Here is a 17,808-nt window from a genome sequence, read left to right as displayed (position 1 = left end):
TCCTCAGTCCCTTACTTCGCAGCCGTGGGGATGCCGGTGACCTTGATCGCCGTGTACTGCTGGCGGTGGCCCTGGCGACGGCGGTAGCCGGTCTTGTTCTTGTAGCGAAGGATGTCGATCTTCGCGCCCTTGTGGTGGTCCACGACCTCGGCCGTGACCTTGATACCGGCCAGGACCCACGGGTCGCTGGTCACGGCGTCGCCGTCGACAACGAGCAGGGTCGAGAGCTCGACCGTGTCGCCAACCTTGGCAGTGGAAATCTTGTCAACCTCAACGATGTCGCCGACAGCAACCTTGTGCTGGCGACCACCGCTGCGCACGATGGCGTACACGCGGATCTCTCTCTCACTCGGGAACGGACCCCTGATGCCAGCCGCTCACACGGGCCGGGGCCCGCGATGATCCGGAAATGGACGAGCGGCCTCTCCCGGCAGACCGGGAGGAGGGTGCTCAGGGGAGCGGCGCGTCATACGACACGCCGACGGTCAAGGTTACGGGCCGGTGCCTCAAGGGGTCAAATTCGGTGACTTCGACCCCGCGAAGCCAGGTGGGACGTCCTCGGAGGAGGACGTCCCACCGTGGCCGCGTCAGTCCTGCGCGGGTGCGGCCGTCTTCTTGGCGGCGGCCTTCTTCGTGGTCGTCTTCTTCGCCGCGGTCTTCTTCACGGCCGCCGTCTTCTTGGTGGCGGCCTTCTTCGCGGTGGCCTTCTTGGCGGTCTTGCGGACCGCCTTCTTGGCCGGGGCGGCGGCCTCGGCCTCGGCACCGGCCTCCGCCTCCGGGGCGGGGCTCTCGGCGGCGACCGGGGTGTCGACCACCACGACGGCGGCCTCCTCGGCACCGGCCGGGGACCCGGCGGGAGCGGTGACCTTACGGACCACACGGCGACGGGCCTTCGGCGGGGCGGCCACGGGGGCCTCCTCGACGACCGGCGTCTCGACGACGGGCTCGGGCTCGGGCACGACGACCGGCTCCGGCTCCGGGGCGGCCTCGACGACCGGCTCGGGGGCAGGGGCGGGGGCGCCAGCCGGGGCCGTGGCCTTACGGGTGGCACGGCGGCGGGTACGAGGAGCCGGGGCGGCCTCCTCGACGGAGGCCGGGGCCTCGGCCACGGGCTCGGCCGCGACAACCGGCTCGGGGGCGGCCTCGACGACCGGCTCGGGCTCCGGCACTGCGACCGGCTCCGGCTCGGGCGCGGCGACGGCCGGCGGGCCGGCCGGCGCGGACACCTTGCGGGTGGCGCGACGACGGCCACGGCCACGCGTGGCGGCGGCCTCGGCCTCGGCGGCGCTGCTGTACAGCTCCTCGTCCGGGCGGAAGGGCTCCTCCACGGCGACCGGGGCGGCGACCTCCGCGGCCAGCTCGGCCTCGGTCTCGACGCCCTCGGCCTCGGTCTCCACCACCTCGACGTGCTCGTGCTCGTGCTCGGCACCGCCGCGACCGCGCTTCTTCGAGCGCTTGCCGCCACCGCCGCCACCGGGGGCGGTCGGCTGCTCCATGTGCACGATCACGCCACGCCCGTTGCAGTGGACGCAGGTCTCGGAGAAGGACTCGAGGAGGCCCTGACCGACCCGCTTGCGGGTCATCTGAACCAGACCCAGCGAGGTGACCTCGGCCACCTGGTGCTTGGTCCGGTCGCGGCCCAGGCACTCCAGGAGGCGGCGCAGCACCAGGTCGCGGTTGGACTCCAGGACCATGTCGATGAAGTCGATGACCACGATGCCGCCCAGGTCGCGCAGGCGCAGCTGGCGCACGATCTCCTCGGCCGCTTCGAGGTTGTTCCTCGTCACGGTCTCCTCGAGGTTGCCGCCCTGGCCGGTGAACTTGCCGGTGTTGACGTCGACGACGATCATCGCCTCGGTCTTGTCGATCACCAGCGAGCCACCGCTCGGCAGCCAGACCTTGCGGTCCAGCGCCTTCATGAGCTGCTCGTCGATCCGGTACGTCGCGAAGACGTCGACCTCGCTCGTCCACTTGGACAGGCGGTCGGTCAGGTCCGGGGCGACGTGGTTCACGTACCCGTGGATGGTCTCCCACGCGTCGTCGCCGCTGACGATGACCTTGGAGAAGTCCTCGTTGAAAATGTCGCGGACGACCCGGACGGTCATGTCCGGCTCACCGTAGAGAAGGGCGGGCGCGTTGGAGCCGCCGCCGTTCTTCGCCTTCTTCTGGATGTCCTCCCACTGCGCCTGCAGACGCTCGACGTCGCGGCGCAGCTCGTCCTCGCTCGCGCCCTCGGCGGCGGTGCGCACGATGACGCCCGCGTCCTCGGGAACGATCTTCTTGAGGATGGTCTTCAGACGCGCGCGCTCGGTGTCCGGGAGCTTGCGGCTGATGCCGGTCATCGAGCCCTCGGGGACGTACACGAGGTAACGGCCCGGGAGGGAGACCTGGCTGGTGAGGCGCGCGCCCTTGTGGCCGATCGGGTCCTTCGTCACCTGGACGAGGACCGACTGGCCGGACTTGAGCGCGGTCTCGATGCGGCGCGGCCCGTTGGCCATGCCGAGCGCCTCGAAGTTGACCTCACCGGCGTACAGGACGGCGTTGCGGCCCTTGCCGATGTCGACGAAGGCGGCCTCCATCGACGGCAGGACGTTCTGGACCTTGCCCAGGTAGACGTTGCCGACGTACGAGGTGGCCTGCTCCTTGTTGACGTAGTGCTCGACGAGCACGTTGTCCTCGAGCACGCCGATCTGGGTGCGCTCGCCGTTCTGGCGGACGACCATGACGCGCTCGACGGCCTCGCGGCGGGCCAGGAACTCGGCCTCGGTGATGATCGGGACGCGGCGGCGGCCCTGCTCGCGGCCCTCGCGGCGCCGCTGCTTCTTCGCCTCCAGGCGGGTCGAGCCCTTGATGGACTGGACCTCGTCTGCTCCCGTGCCGGGCTCGGCCTTCTCGCGGGCCGGGCGGGGCTCGCGGACCTTGACGACCGTACGGACGCCGTCGTCCTCGCCACCCTCGGCGTCGACACCGGTGTCACCGCTGCGGCGGCGACGACGGCGGCGGCGGCGCGAGCTGCTGGTGCCGGCGGAGGACGGGCCGCCGCCCTCGTACTCGTCGGACTCGTCGGCCTCTTCCTCGGCCTCCTCGTCCTCGGCGCGGGTCTCCTCCGCCTCCTCGGACTCCTCGGCGTCCTCCGCCTCGGCGAGCTCGCCACGGCGACGGCGACGGCCACCGCGGCGACGGCGCCGGGACGGACGGTCCTCGTACTCGTCGGACTCCTCGGCCTCCACGGCCTCGGACTCGGGTTCCTCGGCCTCGACCTCGGGCTCGTCGGCCACGGTGGTGGGCAGGGGCTCGACGACGACGGGCTCGGCGGCCGCGGGCTCGGCGGGCTCGCCACGACGGCGACGGCGGCGACGGCCGGCGGGCTCGGGACGCTCGACGGTCTCGACGGTCTCGACGACCGGCTCCGCGGTCTCGACGGTCTCTTCCTCGTCCAGCTCCGCGGCCTCGGCGGCGGCCGCGGCGGCCGCCGTCTCCGGGGTCTGGAACATCGGCTCGGTGAAGACCGGGGCCTGGAAGACGGCGACGGCGGGACGCGCGGCACGGCGGCCGCGAGGCGTCTCCTCGGCCTTCGGGGCGACGACCGGCTCGGAGGTGAACTGCGGCGAGGTGGCGCGGCGACGGGTACGGCCCCGGGTGGCGGCCTTCTCCGCGGCGGCGACCTCGGGCTCGGCCTGCTCGGTGGTCATCTGGGCGACGGTCTCCTGCGGCAGGCTCTCGCCGGCCGAAGGGGCGACAGGCTCCGGGGAGGTGGCCTTGCGGGTGGCACGACGGCGGGTGCGCGCGGGCGCCGGCTCCTCGGCCGGGACCTCGACGGCCGGGGCGGCCTCGACGGGCGCCTCCACGGCGGCCGGGGCCTCGACGGTCTCGGCGACCGGCTCCGGAGAGGTGGCCTTACGGGTGGCACGACGGCGGGTGCGGGGCGCCGGGGCGGCCTCCGCCTCGACGGCCGGGGCGGCCTCGACGGGCGCCTCCACGGCGGCCGGGGCCTCGACGGTCTCGGCGACCGGCTCCGCAGACGTGGCCTTACGGGTGGCACGACGGCGGGTGCGCGCGGGCGCCGGCTCCTCGGCCGGGACCTCGACGGCCGGGGCGGCCTCGACGGGCGCCTCCACGGCGGCCGGGGCCTCGACGGTCTCGGCGACCGGCTCCGGAGAGGTGGCCTTACGGGTGGCACGACGGCGGGTGCGGGGCGCCGGGGCGGCCTCCGCCTCGACGGCCGGGGCCTCGGCCACCGGCGTCTCCACGACCACCTCGGCCGCGGCCGAGGTGGTGCCCTCCGTCACCGGCGGACCGGCCGGTCGGGACGCGGCGCGGCGCCTGCGGCGCGGCGGCAGCTTGTCACCAGGTGCGGTGGTGTTCTCTTCGTTCGGCTCGAGCATGCGGGCGGTTCTCCCGTCACGCCCCCGGGCGCCGCGCCTTGTTCCGGTCCGGCGGCACGATCGCGCGAGATGCGCGGTGCCGCCGTCCGGGGCGCGGGCGCCGCACGGGAGCTGATGTCTGGCTCGCCGGTTCCGTATGCGTTGTGCGTACGGCCTGGCGAAAGTCTCCTGGTCAGTGCGCTGCCCGACCCAGGTGGCTCCCGAGTACCAGGGCTGCGCTACGACGACCGCTCCCTACGCGGTACCGGTACCCGGCGCCGTCGCTGAGGCGGTCGCGGCGGCCGTGGGTGAAGCGGCCTTGACTGCCTCGCGGTCGGGCGCGAGCGGGTCGGTCACCGTGCCGGACTCCTCGTCGAAGAGCCCCTGCGCCAGCCTGGTCACCGCTGCGGGGACCGGCGGCGCCAGGTCGGCCACAGCTCGGAGACCGGACAGGACGTCGTCGGGTCGCACGGCAGGTGTCACGTGCCGAACAACCAGCCGCAGTATCGCACAGGCATTGTCCAGCGGCCTATCAACCTGGGGATGGCCCGGAGGGTCGGCCTGTGGACGCTCGGCGACGAGGCCGGCGACGGCGGAGCGGGCGTCGAAGGTGCGGATGCCGTTCTTGGTCTTGCGTTGCACTTCCACGGTCTCGGCCGCGAGGAACGCCTCGACGGCCTTCTCCGTGTCCTCGAAGGTGACGCCGTCGAGCCGCAGCTCCCACACGGAGGCGGTGAGCCGGTCGGCGAGTCCGGAGGTCCGGGCCTCGACGGCGTCGGTGATGTCGAGGCCGGCGGGGAGCGACTCGTCGAGCAGCACCCGCAGGGTCTCCGGGTCCCGCGCCTCGGTGAGGGCGATCTCCAGGAACTCGGCCTCGGAGCCCGTACCCGTGGGGGCGGCGTTGGCGTACGACACCTTGGGGTGCGGGGTGAAGCCGGCCGAGTACGCCATGGGCACCTCGGCGCGGCGCAGCGCGCGCTCGAACGCGCGCTGGAAGTCACGATGGCTGGTGAACCGGAGGCGGCCGCGCTTGGTGTAGCGCAGTCGGATGCGCTGCACCGCCGGTGCGGGCGGCGGGCCTTCGGGCTGTCGCTTGCCCAGTGGTTCTTCTCCTCGGTGCGGGGCGGACGCGGGTGGCGCGCCGCCCTCGAAATACGGGTGGCCTCTGGGGGTCCCGACCGGCTCACCCCCGCCTTCGCGGGGAGATCTCGGGTGCGGGCGCCGCGCCGGAGGCACTTGTTGTACTACCCAGAGTACGCGCAGAGGCCACCACCGGTTCCCCAGGCTCGGTCGGCCGGGCTCCGCCGACCAGGGCGTACCACGCGTCTCGCCGGGCCTGGCGCACGGTCGCGCGGGCGGAGGCCAGGGCGGCACGAGCGACACGCCCGGCCTGGACGGCCGCGCTGCGGGCCGGGGCCCAGAGGCTGTCCCGTACCCAGTGCCCGACGGGCCGGGCGACGCACTTGTAGAACCAGGCCAGCGGGCGCCCGATCAGGTTCCAGGCGAGCCATTTGACGGCCCGGCCGACGGCGCGGGAGATGTGGCCGGCGATCCGCCAGCAGACCTGAAGGGCGTCGACGATCTCACGGCCGACCGGCGCGAGGACCCGCCGCCAGAGCCAGGCGAGCGGGACGACGATTCCGCAGCGGACGAGCGGCACGAGCAGATAGCGCCAGAGCGCGACCCACGGCCATACGAACAGAGCCTTGGCCAGCCATCCGAGTACGCGGCCCAGTCCGGTGAAGAGCCAGGTCAGGGCGCGTCCGAGCGGGGTGAGGACCCGGGCGTGGAGCCAGCCGGCGGGGACGGCGAAGCCGTAGTGGGCAAGCGGCACAAGCAGGTACCGCCACAGCCCGGTGAGGAGCCGGCCGAGGCCGTGGCCCGTGCGCGTGAAGATCCACGCGAGACCCTGGCCCAACGGGGTGAACACCGTCCGGTACAGCCACGCGGCCGGGATCGCGATGCCGTACCGGACCAGCGGCACCACCACGTACCGCCACAGGGCGACCCAGGGCCACACGCACAGGGCCTTGGCCAGCCAGGTGACGGCGGTGAAGACGCCACGGAACAGCGGGGCGAGGACGTGCGTGCCGAGCCAGGTGAGCGGGACGGCCACCACGTGCCGGAACAACCAGGCCAGCGAGCGGCCGACGGGGCGCAGGACCGCCCGGTCGACGGCCCGCGCGCAGACGACGAGGACGTCCCAGACCATGCGGACGGGCACGACGATCACCAGGACCACGATCCGGACGGGCATCCTGATGAACGCCGTGAGGCAGCCCTCGGGCTCGGGACGGGGCTGCGACTTCTCCATGCTCATGCCCGGAATGACGCGACGGCCCGGCGGAGGGTTTCCCCTCAGCCGGGCCGTCGTCGAAGTGTGACGCGATCGAACCCGAACGGCCTACCCGAACGGCCTACTTCACGACCGTCAGCGGCAGCAGCTTCTTGCCCGTGGGGCCGACCTGGATCTCGGTCTGCATCGCGGGGCAGACACCGCAGTCGAAGCACGGCGTCCAGCGGCAGTCCTCGACCTCGGTCTCGTCGAGCGCGTCCTGCCAGTCCTCCCAGAGCCAGTCCTTGTCGAGACCGGAGTCCAGGTGGTCCCAGGGCAGGACCTCCTCGTACGTACGCTCGCGCGTCGTGTACCAGTCGACGTCGACGCCCATCTCCGGGAGGGTCTTCTCCGCGCAGCTCATCCAGCGGTCGTACGAGAAGTACTCGCGCCAGCCGTCGAAGCGGCCGCCGTCCTCGTACACCGCGCGGATGACCGCGCCGACGCGCCGGTCGCCACGCGAGAGCAGGCCCTCGACGATGCCGGGCTTGCCGTCGTGGTATCGGAAGCCGATCGAGCGGCCGTACTTCTTGTCGCCGCGGATCTTGTCCCGGAGCTTCCCCAGGCGGGCGTCGGTCTCCTCGGCGGAGAGCTGCGGGGCCCACTGGAAGGGGGTGTGCGGCTTGGGCACGAAGCCGCCGATCGACACCGTGCAGCGGATGTCGTTCTGGCCGGAGACCTTGCGGCCCTCGGCGATGACCTTGACCGCCATGTCGCCGATCTGGAGGACGTCCTCGTCCGTCTCGGTCGGCAGGCCGCACATGAAGTACAGCTTCACCTGGCGCCAGCCGTTGCCGTACGCGGTGGAGACGGTCCGGATGAGGTCCTCCTCCGAGACCATCTTGTTGATGACCTTGCGCATGCGCTCGGAGCCGCCCTCGGGGGCGAAGGTGAGGCCGGATCGACGGCCGTTCCTCGTCAGTTCGTTGGCGAGGTCCACGTTGAAGGCGTCGACGCGGGTCGAGGGGAGGGACAGACCGATCTTGTCCTCCTCGTACCGGTCGGCGAGGCCCTTCGCGATGTCACCGATCTCGGTGTGGTCGGCGGAGGAGAGCGAGAGGAGGCCGACCTCCTCGAAGCCCGTCGCCTTGAGACCCTTCTCGACCATCTCGCCGATGCCGGTGATGCTTCGCTCCCGCACGGGACGCGTGATCATGCCGGCCTGGCAGAAACGGCAGCCGCGGGTGCAGCCGCGGAAGATCTCGACGGACATCCGCTCGTGGACGGTCTCGGCGAGCGGGACCAGCGGCTGCTTGGGGTAGGGCCACTCGTCGAGGTCCATGACGGTGTGCTTGGAGACGCGCCACGGCACGCCGGAGCGGTTGGGTACGACCCGGGCGATACGGCCGTCGGGCAGGTACTCGACGTCGTAGAAGCCGGGAATGTAGACCGAGCCGGTCTTCGCCAGCCGGAGGAGGACCTCCTCGCGGCCGCCGGGGCGGCCCTCGGCCTTCCAGGTCCTGATGATCTCGGTCATGTCGAGGACGGCCTGCTCGCCGTCGCCGATGATCGCCGCGTCGATGAAGTCCGCGATCGGCTCGGGGTTGAACGCGGCGTGGCCGCCGGCGAGCACGATCGGGTGGTCGACGGTCCGGTCCTTCGACTCCAGCGGGATGCCCGCCAGGTCGAGGGCGGTGAGCATGTTGGTGTAGCCCAGCTCGGTGGAGAAGCTCAGCCCGAAGACGTCGAATGCGCCGACGGGGCGGTGGCTGTCCACGGTGAACTGCGGGACGCCGTGCTCGCGCATCAGCTCTTCGAGGTCCGGCCACACGCTGTACGTCCGCTCGGCGAGCACGCCCTCGCGCTCGTTGAGCACCTCGTACAGGATCATGACGCCCTGGTTGGGCAGGCCGACCTCGTACGCGTCCGGGTACATGAGCGCCCAGCGGACGTCGGCGGACTCCCACGGCTTGACCGTGGAGTTCAGCTCTCCGCCGACATACTGAATCGGCTTCTGCACGTGCGGGAGCAGAGCTTCGAGCTGCGGGAAGACAGACTCGGCAGCAGACATCTCGAACCTTCGTGAGCTGGCAGGGGGGCGACTCTCAAGCGTACCCCGGTGCTCAGCGGGCCAGTGCCGCCCGAGGTTTCGGGGCCGAGGCCCACTTCCAGGCGTCCGGGAAGGCGCGCTCCCCGGCCGCTCCGGCCGCCTCCTCCCGACCGTGGAGAAGCCCCCAGGTGAACGCCGTCTCCCCCGCCGCGTGTGCCTGTATCGCGAGGGTCCGCAGGGCCTCGCGGGCGACGACGCTGTCCTGGTGGTCGCCGAGGAGGGTCTGGACGGTCTTGATCCTCTTGGCGAAGCGCTTGGCGGGCTTGCCGAGCGTGGGGGTGGCGGCGTCGGCGGCGTAGCGGACTTGTTTGGCGGCCTTGCGGGCCTGGTGCATCGCGATGTCGCGGTCGTGGCCGGCGGGCAGGGCGAGGGCCTGCTCGACGCGGTCGGCGAGGCGGTCGTAGTCCTTGAGCACGGCCCGGGCGAGGACGGGTGCCGGGGCCTTGCGGGCGTCCTTGCGCAGGGGCGGGTCGGCCAGGAGGGCGTCGAGAATCTTCAGCAGGGCGAGATAGCGGCCGGAGTCAAGGGCGGCGAGCGCGGTGCGGCGGGCGTCGACGCCCCGCGAGACGTCCCAGATCCGCAGCCGCGCGTGAACGGGGCCGAGGAGGAGGGTCGGGGGAAGCTCGTCGAGGCGGCCGCGCAGGCGGGCGTGGAGGACCTCTTGGTCACGGGCGACGCCGAGCTCGCCGGCGAGCCACTTCAGCTCCTCGCCGACGGGGTCGGTGACGGTCCGGTCGAGGACCTTGCGGTACGTCTTGAAGGCGCTGCGGAGCCTGCGCGTGGCGACGCGCATCTTGTGGACGGAGTCGGGCAGGTCGCGCCGGACGGCGGGGTCGAGCGTGACGATGGCGTCGATCTGCTCGCGTACGTACGCCAGGACGCGGGCGCCCGCGGTGTCCTCGGCGGGCTGCTCCGGCCGCGCGGGCACGGCGTCCCCGGGCGTCGTCTCCTCCAGCGCCCTGGCCAGCTTGGAGGGCGAGGCCGAGGGGTGGATGCCGGCCTTCCGCAGGCGCTTCTCGACGGTGTCGAGGAGCGCGGGGTCGGCGCCGTCCGCCAGTTCGACCTCGATCTCCTTCCAGGAGGCCGTGGCGCCGCCGCCCTCCCCCAGGCGTTCGGCGCGGACCGTGTCCACCGACACCTCGGCGAGCAGCGTGCCGTCGCCGTCGACGAGGTGGCGGACGTCCCGGGAGGAGCGGAGCCGGACGACGGGGACGACCGGCTCGTCGTGCACGCGGGAACGCAGGAGCCCCGCCAGGGAACGCGGGAGCGTGTCCGAGAGCGGGGCCCTGATCTCGTCGCGGATTCCGGTGGCGACGGGGAACTTGAGGTGCCAGCCGGCGTCCTCACCTCCGGTGCGGCGGCGCAGCGTGAGGGAGTCGGCGGCAAGCCGCAGACCGGGCGTGTCGTAGTAGACGGCGTCGAGTTCGGCGACGCCCCGGTCCAGGACCGCCGAGACCCCGCGGGCCCGGGTGAGGTCCGGGAGCTCCGTCTCGTCGTCGGCTTCGTACTTCCGCTCGATCTCGCGCTTCGTCTCCGCCATCATTCGAATCTAGTTGCCCCCGGGAGGCCGGTCCATGCCGTCACGCCGTCATCGGCCGCTGCACGCGAATGGACTGGAGGAGTCCGATCGCCACCCACACGGCGAACATCGACGAGCCTCCGTAGGAGACGAACGGCAGGGGAAGGCCCGCGACGGGCATGATGCCGAGTGCCATGCCGATGTTCTCGAAGGACTGGAAGGCGAACCAGGCGATGATGCCGGCCGCGACGATCGTGCCGTAGAGCTCCGTCGTCTCGCGGGCGATCCGGCAGGCGCGCCACAGGATCACGCCGAGCAGCACGATGATCAGTCCGCCGCCGAGGAAGCCGAGTTCCTCGCCCGCGACGCTGAAGATGAAGTCGGTCTGCTGTTCGGGAACGAACTGGCCGCTGGTCTGGTGGCCGTTGAAGAGTCCCGCCCCGTACAGGCCGCCGGATCCGATCGCGATGCGCGCCTGGTTGGTGTTGTAGCCGACGCCGGCCGGGTCGAGTTCGGGGTTGGCGAAGGCGGCGAAGCGGTTGATCTGGTACTCGTCGAGGACTCCGAGCGCGGCGACGAGGACGGCGCCGGTGATCCCCGCGGCGATGAGGCCGATCACCCAGCGGTTGGAGGCGCCGGAGGCCAGGAGCACCCCGAGCACGATCACCGCCATGACCATCACCGAGCCGAGGTCCGGCATCAGCATGACGATGCCCATGGGCAGCGCGGCGAGGAGGAGCGCCTTGGCGACGGTGCCGTGGTCGGGGTGGATCTGGTCGCCGGCGTCGACCCGGGCGGCCAGGAGCACCGCCATGATCAGGATGATCGTGATCTTGACGAACTCACTGGGCTGGAGCGAGAAACCGCCGCCGATGACGATCCACGCGTGCGCGCCGTTGATGGTCGCGCCGAGCGGGGTGAGGACGGCGAGGATCAGCACGATCGAGATGCCGTAGAGGACCGGCACCGCGCCGCGCAGGGTGCGGTGGCCGAGCCAGACGGTGCCCATCATCAGGACGAGCCCGATGCCGGTGTTCAGGAGGTGACGGAGCAGGAAGTAGTACGGGTCGCCCTGGTTGAGCTCGGTCCGGCCGCGGGTGGCGGACCAGACGAGCAGGGCGCCGAGGAGGGACAGGGCGATGCTGGAGAGCAGGATCGGCCAGTCGAGCCGGCGCAGCACCGAGTCGCGGGCGGTGAGCTTCGCGAGCGGCCCGCGCTCGGGGGCGTACCGGGAGACGGAGAAGCCGTGGGGTGCGGTCATCAGGTCAGTCCCTCCAGACGGGAGGCGGTCCCGCGAGTGGCTCCTGCCCGCCTTCCCTCTTCTTGTTCGGGTCGACCAGCTGTGACGCGGGGTCGTACGGCTTGATCTCGGGCGCCTCGATGGTCCCGTCGGCCTGGATCTTCGGCAGCGCCTGCTGCGGCTTGGGCAGCAGGGCCCGCTTGAGGTCCTGGTTGCCCTCGTCGTCGAGGCCGTAGAGCGCGTCGTAGATGTTGCGGACGGCGGGGCCGGAGGCGCCGGAGCCCGTACCACCCTGCGAGATCGTCATGACGATCGTGTAGTCGTCGGTGTAGGTCGCGAACCACGAGGTGGTCTGCTTGCCGTAGACCTGGGCGGTACCGGTCTTGGCCCGCATCGGGATCTTGTCCTGCGGCCAGCCGCCGAACCGCCAGGCGGCGGTGCCGCCGGGCTCGACGACGGAGCGCAGGCCCTTGTCGAGGTCGCGGATGGTCTGCGCGTCGACCGGCAGCCTGCCGTGGGCCTTGGGCTTGATCTCCTGGATCCTCTTGCCGTCGGGGCTGATGACGGCCTTGCCGATGGTGGGGTTGTAGAGGGTGCCGCCGTTGCTGATGGCGGCGTAGGCGGTGGCCAGCTGGACCGGGGTGATGAGCACGTCGCCCTGCCCGATGGCGAAGTTGATGCTGTCGAAGGCCTTCAGCTGGTTGCCTTCGAGGCAGCTCTCGTACGCGATCTGCTCGACGTACGTGCCGCCCTTCTTGCCCTGCTTGCACCAGGAGTCCTTGTTGGCCTCCCAGAAGCTCTGCTTCCACTGGCGGTCCGGGATGCGGCCGGTGACCTCGTTCGGCAGGTCGACGCCGGTCTCGGAGCCGAAACCGAAGTCGCGGGCGGTCCGGTAGAACCAGTCGTGGGCGTCCTTCTTCGGCTTCATGCCGCCGTCGCGCTGCCACTCCTGGTGGCCGAGACGGTAGAAGACGGTGTTGCAGGAGAACTTGAGGGCGTCTCCGAGGGTGATGGGGCCGTGGCCCTTGGACTCGAAGTTCGCGAAGCTGCGGTTTCCCATGCTGTAGGAGCTGCTGCAGTTGTAGCGGTCGTTGAAGGGGTAGCCGGCTCGCACGGCGGCGCTCGCCGAGACCACCTTGAAGACGGAGCCGGCGGGGGCCTGGCCCTGGATGGCGCGGTTGAGCAGCGGGTAGTTGGAGTTCTTGTCGGTGAGCCTGGTGTAGTCCTTGGCGGAGATGCCGCCGATCCAGGCGTTCGGGTCGTAGTCCGGCTGGGAGGCCATCGCGACGACCCGGCCGGTCTTGGACTCCATGACGACGACGGCGCCCGCGTCGGCCTCGTACGGACGACCGGTGATCTTGTCGGTCTCCTTCCGCACGGTCTCCATCGCCGCGTGGAGTTCGAACTCGGCGACGGCCTGGGCCCTGGCGTCGATGCTGGTGACGACGTGGGAGCCCGGCACGCCAGGGTCGGACTCGGTCTGGTCCATGACCCGGCCCAGCTTGTCGACCTCGTACGAGGTGACGCCGGCCTTGCCGCGCAACTGCTTGTCGTAGGTGCGCTCCAGGCCCGAGCGGCCGACCTGGTCGGAGCGCAGGTGCGGCGAGTCGGTGTCCTTGGCCTTCTGGATCTCCTCGTCGGTGACCGGCGAGAGGTAGCCGAGGACCTGCGAGGTGCGGGCCTTGCCGGGCGCGGGGTAGCGGCGGACGGCGGTGGGTTCGGCGGTGATGCCGGGGAAGTCCTCGGAGCTCTCGCGGATCCGCAGCGCCTGCTGCGTGGTGGCCTTGTTGGTGACGGGGATCGGCTGGTAGGGCGAGCCGTTCCAACAGGGCTGGGGGGTCTGGGAGTCGCAGAGCCGGACCTTGTCCATGACGTCCTTGGGCTTCATGCCCAGGACGCCCGCGAGACGGGTGAGGACGGCCTTGCCGTCGTCCTTCATCTTCATCAGGTCGGTGCGGGACGCGGAGACCACGAGGCGGGTCTCGTTGTCGGCGAGGGGGACGCCGCGGGCGTCGAGGATGGAGCCGCGTACGGCGGGCTGGACGACCCGCTGGACGTGGTTGCTCCTCGCCTCGTCGGTGTACTCCTTGCCGTTGCGGATCTGGAGGTACCAGAGGCGTCCGCCGAGGGTGAGGAGGAGGGAGAAGACGAGAACCTGGATGACGACGAGCCGGACCTGGACCCTGGGAGTCCGTCCGGTCTCCGGGATGTTGCTCATACTGCCGGTGCCCCCTCGGTCACAGTCGCTTGACTCCCTTGATACGTCCGGCGCGTGAGGCTCTGGTGCGGGCGGCCTTGACGAGCAGGCCACCGCGCTGGGTGCCGATCCGCAGGCCCGTGCCGGAGGCGAGCCAGCCGGTGGCGACGTCGGTGCTTCCGGAGGTGTCGACGAGCGGGTCGTTCTCCGCGCGCCGGGCCAGGGCCATGATCAGCGGCACGGTGAAGGGCGCGAGGAGCAGGTCGTAGACGGCCGCGGTGAACAGCAGGAAGCCGAGGCCGACGTGGCGGGCGGCGGTGTCTCCGACCAGGGCGCCCACTCCCGCGTACAGCAGGGTGGTGCCGATCGCGGCGGCCACGACCACGGCCATCGGGCCGCTGGCGGACTTGAGCCGGCCGTTCTCGGGGCGGGCGAGGCCGGCGAGGTAGCCGATGAGGCACAGCACCAGGGCGTAGCGGCCGGCGGCGTGGTCGGCGGGCGGGGCGAGGTCGGCGAGGAGTCCGGCCCCGAAACCGATGAGGGAGCCGCTGACGGGGCCGTACACGAGGGCGAGGCCGAGGACGGTCAGCAGGACGAGGTCCGGTACGGCTCCGGGGAGCTGGAGGCGGGCGAGGACGGAGACCTGGATGACGAGGGCGACCACGACGAGGGTGACCGACAGGAGGATCCGGTTGAACTTCATGCCTCAGTCCCCCTGCTCGTTCTCGGGCTTCTGCCCCTGCTCCGGCTGCTGTCCGGGCTGCTGTTGCCGTCCCGGCTGCTGTCCCGGCTGCTCGCCGGCCTGCTGCTGCCCCTCCGGTGGGGGCGGGGTGACCGTGACGGTGACGGTCGGCGCGGGCTTGGACTTGGGCGGCAGGACCATGTCACGGGGGTCCGTGCGCGGGGCCTGGACGACGATGCCGACGATGTCGAGCTTGGTGAAGGCGACGTACGGGCGGACGTAGATGTTGCGGGTCAGGCCGCCGCCCGACGGGTCCACGCGGATGACCTCGCCGACCGGCACCCCGGGCACGAACGGCTTGGCGGCCTGCGAGCCGAAGGTGACGAGCCGGTCGCCGGCATTCACCTTCGCCTTGCCGTTGAGGAGCTGGACGAGGAGCGGTCCGTTGCCCTGGCCGGTGGCGAAGCCGAGTTCGTTGGTCTTCTCCATGCGGGTGCCGACGGTGAAGTCGGGGTCGCTGGCGAGCAGGACGGTCGCCGTGGAGGGGCCGACGGTGGTGACCCGGCCGACCAGACCGGAGCCGTTGAGCACGGTCATGTCCCGCCTGATGCCGTCGTTGGCGCCGGCGTCGATGGTGACGGTCCAGGAGAAGCCCTGGGCCGCCCCTATGGCGATGACCTCGGCGGCCTTGATGCCGTACTGCCCGGCACCGGCCGTCTTGAGCATGGTGTCGAGCTCGTGGAGGCGGCTGCGGTTGCGGTCGTCGCTGCCCAGCTTGGCCTTGAGGGCGGCGTTCTCACGTTCCAGTGCGGCGATACGGGTGTGGCGCTCGCCGGAGTCGCGTACCGCTCCTATGGCGTTGCCGACGGGGTCGACCGCTGCCGCGACGCCGTTCTCCACCGGTCCGAAGACAGCCGCGGCGGCCTGCCGGGCGCCGTCGACCGGTGACTCCTCGCCACCGCGGATGTCCACCGTGATCAGCGCGAACGCGATGGCGATCAGCAGCACCAGGAGCAGCCGGCTCTCTCGTGTGTCCCTCACGTGCGGCGGCCGTGCCTTTCCTCTTGGATCGGTTGTTCTCTGCCGTTGTCGGTGCTGTCCGGTCGGCGCCGTTCCCCGGACCCGTGGGCCCGGGGAACGGGACGATTCCTACCGGCGGGGCTGAGCGTCGAGCACCTGCTGGAGCGCCTCGAACTCCTCCACGCACTTGCCTGAGCCGAGCGCCACCGAGTCCAGCGGGTCCTCGGCGATGTGGATCGGCATCCCGGTCTCGCGGCGCAGCCGCTCGTCCAGGCCGCGCAGCAGGGCGCCCCCACCCGTGAGAACGATGCCGCGGTCCATCACGTCACCGGAGAGCTCCGGCGGGCACTTGTCGAGCGTCGTCTTCACGGCGTCGACGATCGCGTTGACCGGCTCCTCGATGGCCTTGCGGACCTCGGCGGCGGAGATGACCACGGTCTTGGGCAGACCGGAGACCAGGTCACGACCGCGGATCTCGGTGTGCTCGTCATTGTCGAGGTCGTACGCCGAGCCGATCGTGATCTTGATCTGTTCGGCGGTGCGCTCACCGAGGAGGAGCGAGTACTCCTTCTTGATGTGCTGGATGATCGCGTTGTCCAGCTCGTCGCCGGCCACCCGGATCGACTGTGCCGTGACGATTCCGCCGAGCGAGATCACGGCAACCTCGGTGGTGCCGCCACCGATGTCGACGACCATGTTGCCGGTCGCCTCGTGGACCGGCAGGCCCGAGCCGATGGCCGCGGCCATGGGCTCCTCGATGATGTGCACCTGCCGGGCACCGGCCTGCGTGGAGGCCTCGATGACGGCGCGGCGCTCGACACCGGTGATGCCGGAGGGCACACAGACGACGACCCGGGGGCGGGCCAGGTAGCGGCGCTTGTGGATCTTCAGGATGAAGTAGCGGAGCATACGCTCGGTGATCTCGAAGTCGGCGATCACACCGTCCTTCAGAGGCCGGACGGCGACGATGTTGCCGGGTGTCCGGCCGATCATCTTCTTCGCCTCGGAGCCGACCGCGAGGATGCCGCCGGTGTTGGTGTTGATCGCGACGACGGACGGCTCGTTCAGAACGATGCCTCGACCCCTGACGTACACCAGCGTGTTGGCGGTCCCGAGGTCGACAGCCATGTCACGGCCGATGAACGACATTGAGTTCCCCTTGTTTCCCATGAGGATGCGTCGGTGCCTTCCCAATTGGAGCTTGACGGCTTCTCAGGTAGGCGAGGTGGTGGTGCGGCGGGTGCTGCGGCGTGGAGTTTTCCATCGTAGTGCCGCCCGCACGGATACCGCGCGGTGGTCCACCTCTGTATAGGTGACGGTAGGACGCTGCGATGCGTTCCCGGTTGCCTCGTTCATATGCCCGGGGGCGACCGAAATTCCATCGGTCGCCCCACGTTGTTGCGGTGGATGGCTGACAGCGGGTCAGCCTCGGTCACGCCAGACCGGGGAAGAAAATCTTCATTTCCCGAATGGCGGACTCCTCGGAGTCCGAGGCGTGGATGAGGTTCTCCCGGACGATGGTCCCGTAGTCCCCGCGGATGGAGCCGGGGGCGGCGGCGATCGGGTCGGTCGGGCCCGCGAGGGTGCGCAGGCCCTCGATCACACGCTCGCCCTCGACGACCAGGGCAACGACCGGGCCGGACTGCATGAAGCCCATCAGCGGCTCGTAGAAGGGCTTGCCCTTGTGCTCGCCGTAGTGCTGCTCCAGCGTCTCCTGGCTCAGCTCGCGCATTTCGAGCGCGGAGATGGTCCAACCGGCCTTGCGCTCGATACGGCCGATGATCTCGCCGATCAGGCCACGGCGGACGGCGTCGGGCTTGAGCAGGACGAGCGTGCGCTGGCTCACGGTGGAGACTCCTTACGAATGCGGTGTGCGGGACTCAGAGGCTACAGGTCTCACACGGCCGCCGATTACGCAGCGTCAGGCCGTACGGAGACCCGGGTGGGCAGCCGGGACGGGCGGAGGGCAGAGGACCCGGCGGACGGAAGGCCGGGGCGGAGGAAACCGGCGGACGGAGGGACCGGCGGGGGCCGAACGCGTTACGACGCGTCCGCCGCCGCCTGACTCTCCGCCTGCGCGGCCCACCGGGCCTTCGCCTCGTCGATGATCCGCCCGTAGTGCACCGAGGCCCACCACAGCGCCGCGAAGAGCGCGCCCAGGAAGAACATCATCGGCACCACGAAGCCGCTCAGGATGAGGGCGACCTGCAGCACCCAGCCGAGCTGGACGCCGCCCGGGCGGGTCAGCATCCCGCAGAGCAGCACCGACAGCAACATCGCGACGCCACAGACGGTCCAGACCGTGGTGGTCGACAGCGTGTCGTCCTTCATGGCGACGAGACCGGCGAAGCCGATCACGAAGAACTCGCCGATGAGGGTGGAGGCACAGAGCGTACGCATC

General features: G+C 71.1%; 13 protein-coding genes. All 13 read right to left on the bottom strand.

All coding sequences use genetic code 11. The features are described from left to right. Positions 1–11: 11 nt before the first annotated feature. On the bottom strand, positions 12–332 hold the full coding sequence (gene rplU / locus IE136_RS30000) for a 50S ribosomal protein L21 (protein ID WP_114036861.1): 321 nt from the start codon (positions 330–332) through the stop codon (positions 12–14). 255 nt (positions 333–587) lie between these two features. Further along, a complete protein-coding gene (locus IE136_RS29995) occupies positions 588–4,385 on the bottom strand; it encodes an Rne/Rng family ribonuclease (protein WP_189601882.1) in 3,798 nt (1,265 codons plus the stop codon). Positions 4,386–4,619: 234 nt separating this feature from the next. Then, positions 4,620–5,423: a TIGR03936 family radical SAM-associated protein gene (locus IE136_RS29990; protein WP_189601881.1), complete on the bottom strand. Its 804-nt coding sequence runs from the start codon at positions 5,421–5,423 to the stop codon at positions 4,620–4,622. Between the two features lie 124 nt (positions 5,424–5,547). Beyond that, positions 5,548–6,684: a hypothetical protein gene (locus tag IE136_RS29985; protein ID WP_189601880.1), complete on the bottom strand. Its 1,137-nt coding sequence runs from the start codon at positions 6,682–6,684 to the stop codon at positions 5,548–5,550. Between the two features lie 97 nt (positions 6,685–6,781). Beyond that, positions 6,782–8,710 carry a TIGR03960 family B12-binding radical SAM protein gene (locus tag IE136_RS29980; RefSeq protein WP_158987261.1) on the bottom strand — a complete coding sequence of 643 codons (1,929 nt, stop codon included), beginning with the start codon at positions 8,708–8,710 and terminating at the stop codon, positions 6,782–6,784. 52 nt (positions 8,711–8,762) lie between these two features. Then, positions 8,763–10,289, bottom strand: a complete 1,527-nt coding sequence (locus tag IE136_RS29975; protein ID WP_189601879.1) for a CYTH and CHAD domain-containing protein — start codon at positions 10,287–10,289, stop codon at positions 8,763–8,765. 40 nt (positions 10,290–10,329) lie between these two features. Continuing rightward, positions 10,330–11,529: a rod shape-determining protein RodA gene (gene rodA / locus IE136_RS29970; protein WP_158987266.1), complete on the bottom strand. Its 1,200-nt coding sequence runs from the start codon at positions 11,527–11,529 to the stop codon at positions 10,330–10,332. Between the two features lie 4 nt (positions 11,530–11,533). Next, positions 11,534–13,726 (bottom strand): penicillin-binding protein 2, encoded by a 2,193-nt coding sequence (mrdA, locus tag IE136_RS29965; protein ID WP_158987268.1) that lies wholly within the window; start codon positions 13,724–13,726, stop codon positions 11,534–11,536. A 19-nt stretch (positions 13,727–13,745) separates the two neighbouring features. Then, on the bottom strand, positions 13,746–14,408 hold the full coding sequence (gene mreD, locus IE136_RS29960; protein WP_189601878.1) for a rod shape-determining protein MreD: 663 nt from the start codon (positions 14,406–14,408) through the stop codon (positions 13,746–13,748). Between the two features lie 3 nt (positions 14,409–14,411). After that, a complete protein-coding gene (gene mreC / locus IE136_RS29955) occupies positions 14,412–15,428 on the bottom strand; it encodes a rod shape-determining protein MreC (RefSeq protein ID WP_158987272.1) in 1,017 nt (338 codons plus the stop codon). Positions 15,429–15,536: 108 nt separating this feature from the next. Next, positions 15,537–16,556: a rod shape-determining protein gene (locus IE136_RS29950; RefSeq protein WP_158987274.1), complete on the bottom strand. Its 1,020-nt coding sequence runs from the start codon at positions 16,554–16,556 to the stop codon at positions 15,537–15,539. Between the two features lie 283 nt (positions 16,557–16,839). After that, positions 16,840–17,253, bottom strand: coding sequence for a nucleoside-diphosphate kinase (gene ndk, locus IE136_RS29945; protein ID WP_158987276.1), 414 nt, complete (start codon positions 17,251–17,253; stop codon positions 16,840–16,842). A gap of 194 nt (positions 17,254–17,447) precedes the next feature. Next, on the bottom strand, positions 17,448–17,807 hold the full coding sequence (locus IE136_RS29940) for a DUF4233 domain-containing protein (RefSeq protein ID WP_158987278.1): 360 nt from the start codon (positions 17,805–17,807) through the stop codon (positions 17,448–17,450). Position 17,808: the final 1 nt, after the last annotated feature.

The sequence above is a fragment of the Streptomyces lateritius genome, from assembly GCF_014649715.1.
Lineage (GTDB): Bacteria > Actinomycetota > Actinomycetes > Streptomycetales > Streptomycetaceae > Streptomyces > Streptomyces lateritius.
The sequence above is the reverse complement of the archived record's forward strand: the minus strand, read 5'-3'. Positions and strand labels throughout refer to the sequence as shown.